The following is a 19,305-nucleotide window of genomic DNA, read 5'->3' on the forward strand; positions in this document are numbered from 1 at the left end:
TCAGGCGAAGAAATCCATCGGATGCGTGGCCGCGTCCTTGCGCCAGGCAAGGTCGGCGGCGCCCGCATTGGTGCCGAACGCGGACATCTCCTGCCGCATCAGCGCCAGCAGCGCGGGCGATTGATCCGTCGCCCCCTCGCCTCTCGCCACACGCCCGACCCAACTGTCCTCGTTGGCTCCAGGGCGCGACGGGCCAGCCGCGTCCGACTTATCCGGGAACGCCGGCCCCGTCATCGCATCCATCGCGCGCCAGAACTGCTCGCCGATCGAGGGCGCGGGATTTGCGGACAGGATCCCGAGCGCCGAGGCCAGCGTTTGGGCCGAGCTTGCGGCGTTCGCGTCGGCGGCGGCGAGCTGTTGCGGCGCCGTCGCCTGCGTCAATGCGGCATCGACATAGTCCATCGTGTGCCCATCGGTCCGGGTGTAACTGCCGCGATTGACGACCACGGTGCTGCCGAACTCCCAGGACCCTTCCGTCGCCGATGCCGTCAGATTGATCGAGCGCACGCCCGCGGTCGCCAGCGACAGGATCTCGCCGTCCTGGGCCCTCCCGTCACCATTGCGGTCCTGCCAGAGATTGAAGTCGGAGAAGCGAATGTCGTCGGCCGACAGCATTCCGTCGCGGTTGCTGTCGAAGGCACGCAACCCTTCGAGATCGGAGCGGGCGCCCGCCACATCGTCGGCGAAGCTCAGCTCCGAGATGCCGCTCACGATTCCGTTGCGATCGCGGTCGAGGAAAAGGAAAGCTTCCATGGTCCCGATCCAGCTGGTGTCGTCAGCCGTTCCGTTGCCATCGATGTCGAATCTCGCCGAGGACTGGCTGGCCGTCGTGGTTTCCACGCCCAGGCCGTCGAGATCGAGGATGATCGGCGCTGCCAGCGTGACCGTCTCGCCGTTGCGGAAGATGAGCCTTTCGATGCTGGTGAGCGTATCGACGCCGTCGCTGCCATTGGCCGTGGAATTGTCGGTGACCTGAACCGACCCCGCCGACGTGACGATCGAATAGGTCGACATCACACCGTTATAGTAGGCGGTGTCGGTGCCGTTGCCGCCATTGATCGTGTCATTGCCGGCCATGCCCCAGAACGAGTCATCGCCGTCATTGCCGTTGAGCGTGTCGTTGCCGATGCCGCCGGCCAGACGGTCCGCGGCAGCGCCTCCAGTGATGACGTCGTTTCCACCGGCGCCATAGATGCTGTTCGGAGCGACCGCGTCGCCGACCAGCGTCTCGGCGCTGGCAGTCCCCACCACCCAGCCCTCGAAGGCGTTCGAGATGGTGAGGCTGACCGTGGCCGTCGCCGTCGCGACGCCATCGCTGATCGTATAGGTGAAGCTGTCCGTCCCCTCGTAGCCGAAATCGGGCGTATAGCTGACGCCCTGCCCGTCGATCACGACGGTGCCCTTGGGCGGCGCGCCGACCGAGACGATGGTCAGATTGTCGCCGTCGATATCGACGTCGTTGGCGAGCAGGCTTGCGCGCGCGATGGCGAGCGTATCGCCATGGGTGACCGAGAACGGACCGTCATTGGCCGCGACCGGCTTGTCGTTGACGGGCGTGATCGTCAGGGTGAACACGTCGCTGGCCGTGAGCGAGCCATCGCTGGCGGTGACCAGGATGTCGATCGCGCCATTGAAGTTGAGCGGCGGGGTGCCGGCGAACCTGGTGCCGGTCAGCGTCAGCCAGGACGGCAGCGGGCTCCCATCCGCCAGCGTGGCGGTATAGGTGAGCGTATTGCCGTCAGGATCGGTGAAGCGGCCGGTCGGGATCGTGAACGAGACCGCGGCGTCCTCGGCCGAGTTGACGTCGGATAGCGGCACCGAGACCACCGGGGCGTCGTTCACCGGCGTGATGGTCAGCGTAAAGATATCGCTCGCCGACAGCGCGCTGTCGCGGGCGGTGACCTTGATGCTGAGCGCGCCGTTGTAGTTCGCCGGCGGCGTGCCGGTGAAGGTGGTGCCGTCGAAGCTCAGCCAGGCCGGCAGCGCAGCGCCGGTGGAAAGCGTCGCCGTATAGGTCAGCGTATCGCCGTCGACATCGGTGAAGCTGCCGGGCGGGATCGTAATCGCCAGCGGCGTATCTTCCGGCGACGTCACGTCGGGCAGCGCCGCGGCCAGCACCGGCGCATCGTTCTTCGGCGTGATGTTGAGGGTAAAGACGTCGCTCGCCGAGAGCGAGCCGTCGCTGGCAGTGACCTTGATGTCGATGGCGCCGTTGAAGTTGAGCGGCGGCGTGCCGGCGAACTTGGTGCCGGTCAGCGTCAGCCAGGACGGCAGCGGACCGCCGTCCGCCAAGGTCGCCGAATAGGTCAACGCGTTGCCGTCGACATCGGTGAAGCGGCTGGCCGGGATCGTGTAGGAGATCGCGGTATCTTCCGGCGAATTGACGTCGGACAGCGGCACCGAAACCACCGGCGCGTCGTTCACAGGCGTGATGGTCAGCGCAAAGGTGTCGCTGACGGACAGTGCACCGTCACGCGCCGTGACCTTGATGTTGAGCGTGCCGTTGTAGTTCGCCGGCGGCGTGCCGGTGAAATTCGTGCCGTCGAAGCTCAGCCAGGCCGGCAGCGCAGCGCCGGTGGAGAGCGTCGCCGTGTAGGTCAGCGTATCGCCGTCGACATCGGTGAAGCTGCCGGGTGGAAGCGCGATCGACAGCGGCGTGTCTTCCGGCGATGTCACGTCGGGCAGCGGCACGGACAGCACCGGCGCGTCGTTCTTCGGTGTGATCGTCAGCGTGAAGACGTCGCTGGCCGAGAGCGACCCGTCGCTCGCGGTGACCCGGATGTCGATGGCACCGTTGAAGTTCAGCGGCGGCGTGCCGGCGAACTTGGCGCCGGTCAGCGTCAGCCAGGACGGCAGCGGGCTGCCGTCTGCCAAGGTCGCCGAATAGGTCAACGGATTGCCGTCGACGTCGGTGAAGCGCCCGGTGGGGATCGTGTACGACACCGCGGCATCTTCAGCCGAGCTGATGTCGGACAGCGGCACCGACAGCACCGGCGCGTCGTTCACCGGTGTAATCGTCAGCACGAAGATGTCGCTGGCCGACAACGCGCCGTCGCTGGCCGTGACCTTGAGGCTGACCGTGCCGTTGAAATTGGCCGGCGGCGTGCCGGTAAAGGTGGTGCCATCGAAGGAAAGCCAGGTCGGCAGTGCAGCCCCGCTGGAGAGGAGCGCTGTGTAGGTGAGCCGGTTGCCGTTGACGTCGGTGAAGCTGCCGGCCGGAATCGCGACCGAGACAGCGGTGTCTTCCGGCGAGGAGACGTCGGGCAACGGGATCGCGACCACGGGCGCGTTGTTCACCGACGCGATCGTCAGGCGGAACACGTCGCTCGCCGTGAGCGACCCGTCGCTCGCCGTGACCTTGATGTCGATCGCGCCGGTGTAATTGGTGGGCGGCGTGCCGTTGAAGGTCGCGCCGTCGAAGGCCAGCCACGAGGGCAGCGCGCTGCCGTCGGCCAGCGTCGCCGTCAGGGTCAGCGTGTCGCCGTCGAGATCGACGAAGCTGCCGGCCGGGACCGGGATCGTGACACGGACGTTCTTCGGTGAGACGATATCGGCCAGCGGCTGCACCAGCACCGGCGCATCGTTCACCGGCGTGATGGTCAGGCGGAACACGTCGCTCGCGGTGAGCGAGCCGTCGCTGGCGACGACCTTGATGTCGATCGCGCCGTTGTAGTTCGACGGCGGGGTGCCGGTGAAGGTCGTGCCGTCGAAGCTGAGCCAGGACGGCAGCGCGCTGCCGTCGGCCAGCGTCGCGGCATAGGTCAGCGTATCGCCGTCGACATCCGCAAAGCTGCCGGCCGGGATCGCGATCGAGACCGGAGAATCCTCCGGCGACGACACGTCGGCCAGCGACTGCGCCACGACCGGCGCATCGTTGACCGGCGTGATGGTCACGCGGAAGACGTCGCTCGCCGCGCGCGCGCCGTCGCTGGCCGTGACCAGGATATCGAAACCGCCGTTGAAGTTCGCCGGGGGCGTGCCGGTGAAATTCGTGCCGTCGAAGCCGAGCCATGACGGCAGCACGCTGCCGTCGGCCAACGTCGCCGAATAGGTCAGTGGATCGCCATTGGGATCGGTGAAGCTGCCGGCCGGGATCGCGATCGACAGCGGCGCATCCTCGGACGAGGTCACATCGGCCAGCGGCACGGACAGCACCGGCGCGTCGTTGGCCGGGGCGATCGAAACCAGCAGCTCCCGCACGGTCTGCGCGGTGCCGTCGGACGCCGCGATCTCGAGCTGGATCGCCCCGTTGAAATTGGCGGGCGGATCGCCGCTCAGCAGGCGCGTCTGCGGGTCGTATTGCAGCCAGGCCGGCAGCGCCGTGCCGCCCTTGCCCCGGATTTCGACCAGCAGCGCGTCACCGTCGACGTCGCTGACGAAGCCGGCCGGCAAGGTCACGCTGAAGCGCTGATCCTCGATCCCCTTGAGCACGGGAACCGCGGAGATGACGGGTGCGTCGTTGACCGCCGCTACGTTGATATTGACCCGTGTCGTCGCGGCGAGGCCAGTCGAATCCTCGATCTCGTAGTCGAACCAGGCCGATCCGTTGAAATCGGTGTTCGGCGTGATCTGGAGCTGGCCGAAGCCGAGATCGGTGACCGTCACGCCCGAGGTCGCGACGATCCGGGTCAGCACGAACGCCTGCTGGTCGGCATCGCTGTCGTTGGCCAGCAGCTGGCTCGCAAACAGCGTCAGTGGGGAATCCTCGCGCATCTCGAGCGTGTCAGGACGCGCGACCGGGGCGTCGGCCACCGGCAGCACGTTGATCGTGACGGTGGTCGAGACCGCGAAATCCTGCTCGTTCTTGATGGAATAGTGCAGAACCAGCTCGCCGTTGAAGTTGGCGGCCGGCGTCACACGATACTTTCCGTTCGCGAGCAACTCGGCGCCTTCGAGCCCGACGAAGGTCAAGGTCGATCCTTCAGGCGCAAAGTCGTTCGCCATCAGCGCGAGGGGATCGATGTCGATGAAACCGTCTTCGAGCACCTCGAAGCCGGCATCCGACACCGGAATCGGCAGCGGCACGTTGGGCGCGACCAGCAGCGTCGCAAAGCCGACGCTGGAGGCGCCATGACTGTCGGTGACGCGATAGTGGAAGCCGGCATCGCCGATATAGCCGGCGTTCGGCGTGAAGACCGCGGTCGAACCGACGCGAACCACCGTGCCCTGGTCGCCATCGAAGATCTCGACGATTTCGAAGCTGTCGCCTTCGACGTCGCGGTCGTTGGCGATCAGCGCGGCGAAGTCGATCGTGATGGCCTGGTCCTGGGTCGTCCTGAACAGACCCAGGGGATCGTTGGCCGTCCCTGCTCCGTCCGGATTGGCGATCGGCGCATCGTTCACGGCAGCGACGTTGAACGTGACGGTCCCGGTCGAGGTCTTGCGCCCGTCGGAGATCGTGTAGCTGAAATTGACCGCGCCGCTGATGTTCTCGTTCGGCACGAACTGCCAGCGTCCGTCGGGCAGCTCGACGATACGGCCATTGCCGGCGCTGCGCGACAGCGACTGGAACGTGATGGTGTCGCCGTCGGCATCGCTGTCGTTGCCGAGCAGGTCGGCCGTCGTGAACTCGAACGGCGTGTCCTCCTCGGTCGCGAACACGTCGGTCGCGGCGACCGGCGCGTGGTTGGTCGAGGCGACGTTGACCTTGACCTTGCCGGTGCTCGATCCGTTGGTGTCGTCGGTCACGACGTACTCGAACGTCGCGACGCCCTCGAAATTGTGGTCGGGCGTGAACACGATATGGGTGCCGTCGAAGCTGACGGTGCCATGCGTGGCATTGGCGACGTCCACGAAGCGGATCGGGTTGTTGTCGACGTCGTAGTCGTTGGCGAGCAGCGTCGCCGGGTCGATCAGAAGCGGCGTATCCTCGATCGCCGCAACATTATCCTCGACCGTGGTCGGCGGATCGTTGACGGCGGCGACGTGCACGATGGCCGAGCCGGTCGAAGGACCTTCGCGGTCGTCGGTCACGACATAGCTGAAGCCGTCATCGCCGGAGAAGGCATCCGCCGGCGTATACACCGCGAAGGCCCCGAAATTGCCGTCGAAGCGCTGGCTCAAGGTCGCGCTCTGACTATCGCCGCCCAGCGTCCGGGTGAAACGGATGTCTAGGCTCGAGGCGAACGCGAGCGGGACGTCGCCTGAGAGCGCGCCGGTCGCGCTGTCGATCGTGAGCCAGCCCGGCAGTGCGGAGCCGTCCGCGAGCGTCGCGCTCCAGACCGCACCGTCGAGCTGGCCGAGGCTGGCGGGCGGCGCGATATTGGCATGGGCGAGCTCAATGACCAGCGAGCCGTTGGCCGGCTGCCCCAGCGACAGAATCCGCAACGCATCGCGGTCGCGATCGAAGTCGTTGCGCAGCAGGTCGGTCACCGCGAAGCGCGTGGACTGGCCCTCGCGCCCCGTCAGATTGTCGACCGCTGTGTCCGGCCGCTCGCGCGTCGGCTTCACGTCGTAGAAGATCAGCGCGGGATTGCCGGAGACGCCGCCCTTCTCGTCGGTGGCGTCATAGCTCAGCACCACCGTGCCGTTGAAGTCGGTGGGAACCGCGACGTTGATCTGCCCGGGCGAGACGACCGTGGAGGCCGGGAACGGCGCAATCTTGAAGGTGTCGTCGACCACGGCTTCGGTGATGATCGACATCGCCGGATGGCCGTTGCCGGCAGCGATATCGAGGCGGACAGGTACGGCGCCGACCCAGTTCGCCGGCGGCATGCCGGAGAAGGTGAAGGTGGCGGGGTCGAAGCTCAGCCAGTCCGGCAGCGGCGCGCCGCTCTCGCGGGTCGCGGTGATCGCACCGGCGCCCTTCAGGTCGAGCGCGAACAGGCCCTGGCCCGCGAAATAGGCATCGCCTTCCAGCGCCTGGTTGATCGCCGTCATCTGGCCCGCGAGATCGCCGTGCGGATCGACGACGAATTCCAGCGTGAAGCCCCGGTTGCTCGACGCATAGGTCCCGTCGGGAAGCACGCGCGGCGCCGGCGTGAACACGACCTGCAGGCGCGCCAGCTGCGCATCCGCGTCCGGCGCGAAGCCGCTCGGGCTGACCGTGCGCGTCGCCGCGTCGAAGGACAGCCAATCCGGCAACGGGCGGCCGCCGATGATCGAGGCCGAAACTGTCCCGCTCTTGGTGTCGAGCAGCGCGATCTGGCTGTCATAGGTGACGCCGGCCGGCAGCGTGGCCGGATCCAGCGTCATGCTGTCGGTGAAGGTCTTTGGACTGCCGCCGCCTGCGGCCGAATGCGTGAAGGTCAGCTGGACGTTGATCGGATCCGTCGTCCCCTCGGGCGGCGTTCCCGAGAACTGCAGCGTCTGGGCGTTGAAGCTGAGCCAGGACGGCAGCACGGAGCCATCGGCGAGCTTGGCGGTAACGGTCGTGTCCGCGCCAAGATCGGACGCATCGAATTCGTAGTCGACCGCGAAGGCGGAGCGGATCTCGTAACCCCTCAGGACATCGGTTCTGGCGTCGAAGCCGCCCGAGATCTCGCCGGCCGTCAGCTCGAACCGCGTATTGAAGATCCGCCCATTCGAGGGGTCGCTCACCCAGACGTCGACGGAGAGCGGGTCCATTCCGGCCGGCGGCGATCCCGTGAACCGCATGGTGGCGGGATCGAACTGCAGCCAGGACGGCAGGGCCGAGCCGTCGGCCAGGGCCGCGCTGACGTTGTAGCCGACCGACAGATAGCGGTGGTCGACCACGCCGAGCACGGTGGAGCGCTTGAAGAACAGCACGTCGCCGTCCGCGTCGATGTCGTTGCCGAACGCCTCGCCGGGGATCACGAACAGCGGACCGTCTTCCAGGCCGCTGACATAGTCGTTGCGCAGGATCGGAGCTTCGTTGCGCGGCAAGACCGTGATCGCGACATAGGCGGACGAGGTGCCGCCATGGCCGTCGCTGATCGTGTACTGGAAGCCGGCGGTGCCGTTGTAGTCCGGCGTCGGCCGGAATTCGATCATGCCGTCGTCGCGCAGGCGCACCTTACCGCCATCGGCGAACCGGGCGATGCTGTCGAGCACCAGCGTGTCGCCGTTCTCGTCGGTGTCGTTGGCCAGGATCGTCGCCGGGTCGATCACGAGGATCTGGTCCTCGAGCGTCCGGTAGCCATAGTCGTTGTAGGCCTTCGGCGGATCGTTGAGCGGCTTGACCTTGAAGTCATAGGTCAAGGTCGCCGCCGCGCCGCGCGCGTCGATCACGTCATATTCGATGCTCGCCTGCCCGAGCGAGGCCGGCGTGAAGGTGATGGTGCCGGTTGCCTGGTCGAACACCAGGCTGCCATTGTTGGCGGGGTTGTTGTCGAGACCGCCATGCAGGCCGACGAAGGTGAAGCCGTCGCCCTCGATGTCGTAGGTGTTGGCCAAGAGGTCAGCGACCGTGACGGTGGTATCCTGTCCGAGACGGATCCAGCGATAGGTGTCGCGATCGCGCGGCGCGTCGTTGACGGGCGAGATCGAGATTTCGACCTTGGCGGTCGAGGTCGCGCCGCTGGCGTCGGCCAGCGTGTAGACGAACCCTGCCGCGCCGAAATAGTCCGGACGCAGCTTGAACTGGATGTAGTCGCCATCCAGCCGGGCGGTCACGTTGCTGCCCTCGAACCTGTAGTCGGGATCCTTGTAGCTGTCGATCGCCTGTCCGGACGTGTTGGTCAGCGGCGCGATCGAAACGATGTGAAGCCCTTCCAGACCGGCGTCGCCATCGACGTCGAAATCGTTGGCGAGCAGCGTGTCGATCCGGATCCGCAGGATCTGGTCCTCGACGCCATAGACCAGCGCATCATCCACCGCCGTCGGCGCGTCGTTGACCGGTGCGAGATCGACCTCGACCCGGGCCGTGGACTCGCGGCCGAACTGGTCGCGGACGGTGTAGTTGAAGAAGGCATCGCCGTTGTAGTTCGGCGCGCCCAAGAACTCGATCTTCCCGTCCTCGCGCACATGCACGGTGCCGTTCACGGCATTGCCGACGCCGGCGAGCGTCAGGTTGACCGCGCTGTCAGCGTCGTTGGCGAACAGGGTCGCCGGATCGATCACGACCGGTTCATCCTCGACGCCGAGATGCACGATGTCGTCGGCGGCATTGAAGCGGCCGAGCTGCTGGAGCTGATCGATGCGGTCGCGATCCCAGACCGTTCCGTTAGAGAACACGATCTCCTCGATGCCGCTCTGCGCGCCGAGGAAGTGGTCCGTGACGCGCACGGTGTCGATCAGGAAGCCATCCTGCCGCTCGAATTCGAGCAGGAGGTCGTTGCCCTCGCGGATGACGGAGACGTCCTTCGGCGCGATCGCCGACGACAGCACCAGGCGGTCGGTGTCGGTCTCCGCACCCTGCTCGGTGATGACGTCCTGGCCGTCGTCGAAGCCGAACACATAGGTATCCGAGCCGGCCCCGCCGGCGATCGCATCGTTGCCGCGAAGACCCTGGAACCAGTCGTCGCCGGCGCTGCCGGTGAGCTGGTCGTTCCAAAGCGATCCGACCAGCATCTCGATCGAGGTGAGCTGATCGCCGGCCGCCTCGCCGGCGGTGCCGAGGCCGGTCGCCAGATTGACCGCGACGCCCTCGTCGGCACGGCTGTAATCGGCGATGTCGAAGCCGCCGCGTCCGTCGATGATATCGGCGCCGCGGCCGCCGCGGATGCGGTTGTCGCCGGCGTCACCTCTGATCGTATCGTCCTGATACGAGCCCTGGACGATCTCGATCCCGGAGAAGGTATCGCCGAGCGCATCGCCACCGCCGGCGGCACCATTGGCCATGTCGACGGTGACCCCTTCCGTCGACAGCGTGTAGTCCGCCGTATCGATGCCGTCGCCGCCGATCAGCTGGTCCGCACCGCGGCCGCCGATCAGGGTGTCGTCGCCGGCATTGCCGATCAGAATATCGTCGCCGCGACCGCCCGACAGGATGTTGGCGAGCAAATCGCCTTCCAGCGTGTCGTCGGCGTCGGTCCCGGCCAGGTTCTGGATATTGGTCAGGACGTCGCCCTCGGCGTCGCCGCCATGGGCGGTGCCTGACGCCAGCGAGATCGACACGCCGGTCGCACCGAAACTGTAATCGGCCGTGTTGTTGCCGAGGCCACCGTCGAGCACATCGGCCCCCGCCCCGCCGGTCAGGACGTCGTCGCCCGCGCCGCCGAGCAGGGTGTCGTTGCCGCCGCGGCCCTCCAGGATGTCGTTGCCGTCACGTCCTTCGAGCCGGTTGTCGGCGGCATCGCCGCCGAGCTGATCGGCATATTGCGAACCGATCAGCGCCTCGACGCCGATATAGGTGTCGCCTTGCGCATAGCCGCCCTGGCCGACACGCGACTCGAGGTCGGCGCGCACGAGGAAATCGGAATTCTCGAAGCTGACGGTGTCGTAGCCGTCGCCGCCCGTGATGCGGTCGGCGCCGTCGCCCGCGTCGATCCAGTCGTCGCCGGCCCCTGCATCGATCTGATCGTCGCCGGTGCCGGCCTCGATCCGGTCGTTGCCGCCGCCGCCCAGCACGAAGTCGTTGCCGCCGAGCGCCTGGATCAGATCCGCGCCCTCGGTGCCGACGAGGTAGTCGGCCTTCGCCGTCCCACGCAGCAGGCCGTTATAGCTGTCGGCCACCGACGCCATCGCAAAGCCGGTGTCGGTCGCGCCGTCGGTGTCGGCGATGCGGTACTCGACCGCGACCTGGCCGGTGAAGCCGGCCGCGAAGTGCACGACGATGAACTTCTCGCCGTTCCAGTCGACCACCTCGGCCGTGCCGCGCGGCACGCGCTGGCCGAGCGCGAGCGCATCGGCATCGTAGACGCCGTCGACGCCGACGAAGGTCGGGCGGGCCCGGTTCGGGTTGTCGAGGTCGTCGTCGATCACGCCGTCGCCGTCATGATCGGCCTGCTCGATGTCGTAGTCGTTCTTCAAGAGATCGGTGACGCGCAGCACCAGCGGCGCATCGAGCGGCGTGACGAAGCCTTCGTCCTGGCCGACGGTCGGATCGTCGTTGGTCGGGACGATGATGATGTCGACATAGCCTTCCGCCGAGCCGTCGGCGTCGTCGGTCACCCCGTAGACGAAACCGGAGCTCTGGCTCGCGTCCCGGTTCGGCGTGAACACCAGGTTGCCGTCGGCATCGAACTCGATGGTACCGTTCAGCTTCTGGCCGGCATCGCCGCCGAACACCAGCGCATCCAGCGTCGTCGACAGCCGCCAGCCCAGGAAGCGGAGCGGATCGCGGTCCACGTCCGTGTCGTTGGCAAGCAGTGCCGAAATCGGAATGACGGTCGGGATATCCTCGTTGACATAGATGACATCGCGATGCGCGACCGGCGGCGCGTCGCCGACGTTCTCGAACCACATCGTGACGGTAGCGCCGTCGACCGCGCCTTCGTTGTCGCGGACGAGATAGCTGAACGACGCCTCGCCCCAGAAATCGGCATCCGGCGTGAAGATGATCGTGCCGTGGTCGGTGACCTCGATGTCGCCATGCACCGCGTTGCCGGCACTCTCGAACTGCACCGCGAAGCCTTCGATGTCGCTGTCGTTCTTGAGCAGGTCGATGATCGGGATCTCGATCGAATGGTCTTCCGTGCCGCGCAGGATCGGCAGGCTCTGGTCGGTATAGCTGTCGTTGCGGGCATCCGGCAGGTCGTTGACCGGCTGATAGGCCAGCGTCGCGCGGGCCCAGGCGGTTCCACCGTGACCGTCGTCGACCTGATATTCGAACCAGGCATCGCCGTTGAAATTGGGCGTCGGCGTGAACAGGACGGTGTTGTTCTCGAGCAGCACGGCGTTGCCGCCATGGCTGTTGCGGACGGCGGTGAGCGTCATGGTCTCGCCGTCGTGCTCGATGTCGTTGGCGAGCAGCCGGTCGGCGCCGATCACGATCGGGTTGTCCTCGCGGATCGGGTCGCCGTTGTCGGTGGTCTCGAACCGGTCGTCGTGCAGCTCCGGCGGATCGTTGACGGGCGTCACGGTGAAGCTAACCCGGCCCGTCGAGGTCGCCCCGCTGGGATCGGCGACGACGTAGTCGAAGTGAGCGTTGCCCCAGAAATAGGCGCGCGGGGTCACATGGATCAGGCCATCGTCGCCGATCGTCACGGTGACGTCCGCATTGGAGATCACCGACTGCACCGAGAGCCCGTCGTGATCGATGTCGCTGTCGTTGGCGCTCAGCGTGCTCGGATCGAGCGTGAAGCCCGTGCTTTCGGGCGTCGCATCGACAACATCGTCATGCGCCACCGGCGCATCGTTCACTGCGGTGACCTGGATCGTCACCTTGGCTTCGGCCCGGCCGCCTTCGGGCGTGTTCGCGACGTAGCTGAACTCGGCGGTGCCGTTGAAATCGGCGTTCGGCGTGAAGGTGATGTTGCCGTCGCTGGCCAGCGCCACCGTCCCGTTGACGGCTTGATAGACCTGGCCGACGATCATGCGGTCGCCGTCGAGGTCGTTGGCCAAGAGCCGCTCGACGCGGATCACCAGCGAGCCGTCCTCGGCGACGGTGAAGCCCGTATCCGGATAGGCCGTTGCGACCGGGCGCACCTTGAGATCGACCGAAGCCGTGGCAAAGCCGTTGTGGCCGTCGGAAATCGTGTAGCTGATCGAGGCGGAGCCGTAGTATCCGTTGGTCGCGGTGTAGTGGATGTTGCCCTGGCCATCGATGGTGGCAACGCCGGAAGTGCCGGCATCGACCCCGACGATCGTCAGCGCATCGCCGTCCGCGTCGAAATCGTTGCGGAGCAGATCGGTCGCCTTGATGACGAGCTCGACGCCGGTGGTGACCGAGAAGAAGCCGTCGCCGAGGGCCGTCGGAGCACGGTTGCCCAGCAGCTCCCGCAGGGTCTCCTTGGTCCAGACCACGCCGTCGGCGAAGACGTAGCTCTCGATGCCCTTGGCATCGGCCGAGAGCGCATCGAACACGGTCACGCTGTCGGCGCTGTTGCCGGTGAAGCGGATGACGACGGCATCCGAGCCGCGATAGAGCTGCTCGACATGGGCTTCGGCCGAGGTGAAGTCCGCAATCTGGATCCGGTCGGTGCCACCCGTTCCGGAATCGACGACCGTGTCGTTACCAGCCCCGCGCCTGAACTGATAGAGATCGTCGCCGGCTGCGCCCGAGAGCAGATCGTTGCCCGCCCGCGCGGCGAAGGTGTCGTTGCCGTCGAAGCCGTAGACATTGTCATTGCCGCTGCCGTCGATATCCGACAGCGCGCGGGCCCGCATCGCGTCGCGATTCCAGACCGTGCCGTCGGCGAAACGGACCGACAGGCCGAACGCCGGATTGTTGGACGGACTGAGGGCGTCGATCAGCACCACGCGATCGCCCGCGCCTGCGAAGGAGAGCACGAGATCGTTGCTGTCGGGACCGGCGCGGACCGCGGAGACGACGTCCGCGACGTTGTAGTCGGTCAGGCTCAGGACGTCGGTGCCCTTGCCGACCGCGTTGATGCGGTCGTCGCCGTCGCCGCGGCGATAGAGATAGGTGTCGTTGCCGTAACCGCCGTCGATGAGGTCGTTGCCCTTGCCGCCCATCAACGTGTCGGCGCCGTCGGTGCCGATGATGATGTCGTTGCCGTCGGTGGTGAGGCTGGCGAGGATCGCCAGCTTCATATCGGCGACGGTGTACTGCGTGCCGTCGGCGAGTGCGATCGTCTCGACCCCGGCGGAGTTGGCGGCGAGCGCATCGACGATAACGATCTGGTCGGTCGTTCCGGCAAAGCGGATCGCGACATCGTCGCTGTCGGCGGCGATGCGGTGGAAGCTGATCTCGGCGGCGGAGTAGCCGCTGATCTCGAGCCGGTCGGCCGCGGACGACGCCTTGTCGTTGATGACGTCGCTGCCGTCGCCGCGGGCGAAGCGGTAGGTGTCGTTGCCGGCACCGCCGGACAAATGATCGTTGCCGAGACCACCGACCATGACGTTGTTGCCGGCATCGCCGGTCAGAAAATCGTCGGCAAAGCTCGGCGCGCGTGCGATCAGGTCGCTGGCTCCCCACACCGTGCCGTCGGCAAAGCGGATCGATTCGATGCCGCCTGCGCCGAGCGCGCCTTCGATGGTGATGCGCGCGCCGGTCGACTTGACGATCAGCGTGAAATCAGCGCCGTCCTCGCTCTGCGACACCGTGATGTCGTCAGGGACGATATCTGCCGCCAGCAGCAGCGTGTCGTTGCCGGCCGTATCGGCGATGCGGTCGTGGCCGCCATGGGCCGCGAACCGGTAGGTGTCGTCGCCGGCACCGCCTTCGAGGCGATCGTTTCCGGTGCCGCCGTCGAGGTCGTCAGCCCCGCCATTGCCGATCAGCAGATCATCGCCGGCGCCCCCGGCGAGCGTATTGTCGAGATCGTCGCCGCGAATGACGTCGTTGCCGCCCGTCGCCGTGCGGGCGAGCGCGATTAGGGTCGATGCGGTCCAGACCGTGCCGTCGGCGAAGGTGACGCGGGAGACGCCCATGTCCGCCGTCGCCGGAGAGCCGAGATCGACGCGATCACCGGTACCGATGATTTCCAGCACCAGATTGGCCGCGCCGCGCACGACGCGGATATCGCTCGACAGGATACCTGCCGCGAAGCTCAGCGTGTTGGTGCCGGATGCGTCGAGAATGACGTCCTGACCATCGCCGCGGGCGAACACATAGGTGTCGTCGCCGCCCGCGCCCTGCAGCACATCATTGCCGGTGCCGCCGATCAGCGTGTCGGCTCCCGCGCTGCCTTGCAGGGTGTCGTTCCCCGCCTTGCCGTCGAGGGTGACGAGATTACCCTGGAAGCTCGCGGGAACCGCAAGCACGTCGTCACCGCTCGATCCCTGCAGGGATCGCGTCAGCACGTCGTTCCAGGTCCAATTGGTGCCGTCGGCAAAGGCGATCGTCTCGATGGCGCTGGCGCCGTCGAGCGCGCCGGTCACGCGAATCCGACCACCCTCGTTGTTGATGCGCAATTCTACGTCGCGTCCGATCTGCACGACGCTGACGTCGGCCGCCGCGATTCCAGCGGCGAATTCCAGACGATCGGTGCCGCCGAGGTCGGAGATGGTGTCGCGGCCGTCGCCGCGCGCGAAGCGGTAGACGTCCGTGCCGGTGCCGCCGGCCAGCTGATCATCGCCTTGGCCGCCCTCGAACACATCCGTGTCGGTCGCGAAGCTGCCGTCGCCATAACCGGTGATGACGTCATCGCCGGAGCCGCCCGACATGATGTCGCTGCCGCCGCCGCCGACGATCTGGTCGTTGCCTTCCTGGCCCGCGATCAGGTCGTTGCCGAGGCCGCCATCGATCAAATCGTTGTCCGCGCCACCGGCCAGCCGGTCATTGCCGCCGAAGCCGCTGATGACGTCGTTGCCGCCATTGCCGAAAATGCGGTCATCGAGGGCGCTGCCGTTGAGGACGTGGCCGGCATCGTCATCATTGATGCTGATCGAATTGTCGATCGCGATCGGAACGCCGTCGAAATTGGCCGAGGTCAGCGTCGTGGCGTCGACGCCGAGCAGGCGTACCAGCTCCTGGTCGGGCCCCGACGTCGCCCGCATCATGACGACTGCATCGCTGCCCGATTGCGTCAGGAAGATGTTGCCGCCCTCGAACGGATTGGGATTGCTGGTCATCAGGCGGATGACGTCGCCGCCGGCGCCTGCCTGGAAATCGGTGATGACGTCGGCGACGATGGCCGCCGCACCCTGCCGGACCGGCAGGTAGTAATAGGTGTCGCGCCCGGCGCCGCCGGTCAGCGTGTCGACGGAGCTGTCGGCGGAAATGTCGCCGAACTGATCGTTGCCGGCACCGCCCGACAGGATGTCGGCCCCCTCGCCGCCCTTGAGATAGTCGTCGCCGGTGCCGCCGGTGAGCACGTCATCGCCGGCACCGCCGACCAGGAACTCGCCGCTGACGGCGACGTCCTCGACCAGACGGCCGCGCACGTCGGCAAGCGACAGCGTGACACCGTCGGCCGCAATCTCGAAGGCGTCGACGAGATCGCTGACGCTGCTGCCGAGGCCGTTGCGGACGATGATGCGATCGGCGCTTCCGGCGAAGCGGATGATCAGATCCTGACCGACCGCGCCGAAGCGGATCTGCGACAGGCTATAGCCTTCGATCCGCAACGTATCGCTCGTTGCATCGCCGCCGTCGGTGATCGTGTCGTTGCCGTCACCAGCGGCGAACACGTAGGTATCGGCACCGGCGCCGCCCGACAGCGCATCGTTGCCGAGACCGCCGACCAGACGATCGTCTCCCGTCCCGCCATTGAGCGTGTCGTCGCCGGCGCCGCCGAGCAGCACGTCGTTGCCGCCGAGGCCGGAGAGATTGTCGTTGCCGCCGCGCCCGTCGAGGCGGTTCGCGTCGCTGGTTCCGGTCATGGTGTCGGCGGCGTCCTCGCCGATGTACGACTGATCCCTCAGATCGTTCATCGTCCAGACGGTGCCGTCGGCGAAGGCAATGCTCTCGATGACGTTGCCCGTATTCGCGATCACATCGGTGAGCTTGAGCTCCTCGCCGGTGTCGCGAATCCGCAGGACGAAGCTGCGTCCGTCCGGCGAGGTGACCTTGATGTCGCCAGGCGCGACGCCGGCGCCGATCTCGACGCGGTCGGTCCCGCCGGTATCGGTGAGCGTGTCGCTGCCGTCGCCGCGGCCCCAACGGTAGACGTCGTCGCCTTGTCCGCCATTCAGCGTGTCGTTGCCGGTGCCGCCGACCAGGATATCGGCGCCGTTCGCTCCGGTCAGGGTGTCGTCGCCGGCTTCGCCGAGCAGCGTGGCTGCGCCGAAGGCGATCAGGCTGTCGTTGCCCGCCCCGCCCGCGAGGGTCTCGCCGTTCGCGGTGCCGAGAATAAGGTCCGCACCCGCAGTCGGCGTCTTCCAGCGCGCCGCGATGTCGGCGAAGGTCCACACGGTGCCGTCGGCAAAGGTGAATGCCTCGATGGCCCTGCCGTCGCTGGCCGAGCCGTTGTTGATGGTGATGCGGTCGTCGCTGTTGCGGAATGTGACGACGAGCGTCGAGGAATTGCCGACCAGCGCGACCTTGACGTCGGCCGGGTTGATGCCGGCGCCGAATTCGATCCGGTCGGTTCCGTTTGCGTCGGTGATGGTGTCCTGACCGTCGCCGGCTGCGAAGCGGTAGACGTCGTTGCCCTGGCCGTCGACCAGATTGTCGATACCCTTGCCGCCGATCAGGATGTCATTGCCGGCATCGCCGTTGATGGTGTCGTTGCCGCCATTGCCGTTGAGTGTGTCGTTGCCGTTGCCTCCGGAGATCACATCGTCTCCGGCACCGCCCCGGACGAGATCGTCGCCATCGAGGCCGGACAGGACGTCGTTGCCGATCGCCGAGCTCGGAACGGCTTGCGTACGCGTGAGGCTCACATTGTCGAGCGAGGCGCCGACGCCGTCCTGATTGCCGGTGCCGCGGAAGCTGAGTTGGTTGGTGCCGGCGGCTGCCGTCACCAGCACGCTGGAGCGCACCATCGCCGTGCCGGTATTGTTGAAGCTGGCGACCACCGTGCCGTTCCACAGCACGTCGAACGAGCCGTTCCAGTCCCAGGTGCGGTTGGCGTGGTCGAACTGCACCAGGAGCGTCTCGCCCTCGGTGAGACCCGTCACGTCCTGTGCGATCTGCACGTTACTGTTGCCGCCGCCAGTGCCTGTCCCGTCGAGATCAAGCCAATAACTGCCATTGGTTGCAGTGACGCCATTGTAGCCGGATGTCATCTGCTCGATGCCCGGCGTCGTCCCCGGCTGCGTGCTGTTGATCCGGGTCCAGCCCGGCAAATTCGTTGCCGAATAGCCCCAGCTTTGCGGGCTGGCATCCGCGGCAAGCTGCTCGAAGCTGCCGTTGACGATCAGGTTGGCGCCCACCGGCTGCCATTGGACCGATCCGCCGCCGTTGATGTCGTCGGCGCCAGCCGTGCCGGTCAGGTTGTCGCTGCCGGCGGTACCGACCATCTGCGCGCCACCGGCCGAACTCACGAGCGTCGGCCGGTTCGAATAAGTCAACCGCGCCTCGATGTCGGCGGCGCTCCACACCGTGCCGTTGGCAAAACGGACCTGCGAGATCACGGCGTCATGGGCGTAGCGCGAGACCCAGACGCGATCCTCGGTACCGGCAATGGACAGATAGTAGTTGCTCATGAGATCGGGGGCGTCCGACAGGACGCTCACCTGCGCCGGGTCGATCGTCGCGTCGAACTCGATGACATTGACGTCCGCGCCGTACACGGAGTCGTGGATCCAGTCCTCGCCAAAGCCGGCAGAGAAGCGGTAGACATCGCTGCCGACGCCGCCATACAGCTGATCGGACCCGGTCCCTCCGACCAGGATGTCGCCACCGGAATTGCCGTCCAGATAGTCGTTGCCGCCGCGCCCTTCGATGATGTCAGCGCCGACCGAGCCGTACATGCTGTCGTTGGTCGCGCCTCCGACCAACGGCGTGCCGCCTTGATACGGATGCTCGATCTGACTCCAGCGCGCCCTGATATCGTTGGAATTCCAGACGGTGCCGTCGGCAAACCGGACGTCGAAATCACCGGAGCCGAAGCCGCCACCCCACGTAATACGGTTTTCAGTCCCCGCAACGCGCAAGATCACGTCGGCATAGGTAATGTCGCCGTTATAACCGGACTCGTGCTCGATGATGATGTCGCTGGACGAGATAGAGGAGTCGAAGACGATGTGGTTGACCTCGGCGCCCCACTCGTAGATCTGGTCCTGGCCGAAACCGGCCGAGAAGCGGTAGGTGTCGGCTCCCTGGTTGCCCTGCATCTGGTCGTCGCCGGTGCCGCCGTCCAGGATATCGTCACCGGTGGAGCCGTTGAGGATGTCGTCGCCGGCAAAGCCCTTGAGGGTGGACGCGACGCCGTAATTGGGCTCGAGCTTGTCCGAGCCGCTGGTTCCGAAAACGTCGGTGCCCTGGTCGCCCTGCAGGTTGACGCCCAGCCACGGCGCGGCGAGCGCGGCCATGTCGTCATATGTCCAGATCGTGCCGTCGGCGAAATGGATCTCCGTGGACGCATGCAGCCCGTTCAGCATGATCTGGTCGGTGCTGCCGTCGATCGTCAGCAGCATGCTCGGCGGGTAACCATCTCCTTCGAAAGTGAGACGGACATCCGCAGCCGCAATCGTCGCGTCGAACTCGATGACGTCGGTGTCGTCCGCATAGTACGGCGTGACGTAAACCGTGTCCGAGCCGAATCCGGCCGAGAAGCGATAGACGTCGTTACCGTATCCTCCGTCCATTTCGTCGTGGCCAGCACCGCCGATCAGGATGTCGGCGCCGTCTCCACCGTTCAGGATATCGTTGCCGACGCCACCGATGATGGTTTCGTTGCCGGCATCGCCGTCGATACGGTCGTCCAAGGAGGTGCCGGTCAGCGTCTGATC

The 19,305-nt window shown here is 66.4% G+C and carries 1 protein-coding gene (only partly in view); it reads right to left on the minus strand.

All coding sequences use genetic code 11. The annotated features are described in order from the left end of the window. On the minus strand, positions 1-19,305 hold the 3' portion of the coding sequence (locus tag AABA84_RS32665; protein ID WP_338314185.1) for a tandem-95 repeat protein. Its footprint extends 13,062 nt past the window's final position; only the last 19,305 of its 32,367 coding nucleotides appear in the window; the start codon falls outside the window, past its right edge; it ends in the stop codon at positions 1-3.

Source organism: Bradyrhizobium sp. TM239, from assembly GCF_036247985.1.
Classification (GTDB): Bacteria; Pseudomonadota; Alphaproteobacteria; order Rhizobiales; family Xanthobacteraceae; genus Bradyrhizobium; species Bradyrhizobium ottawaense.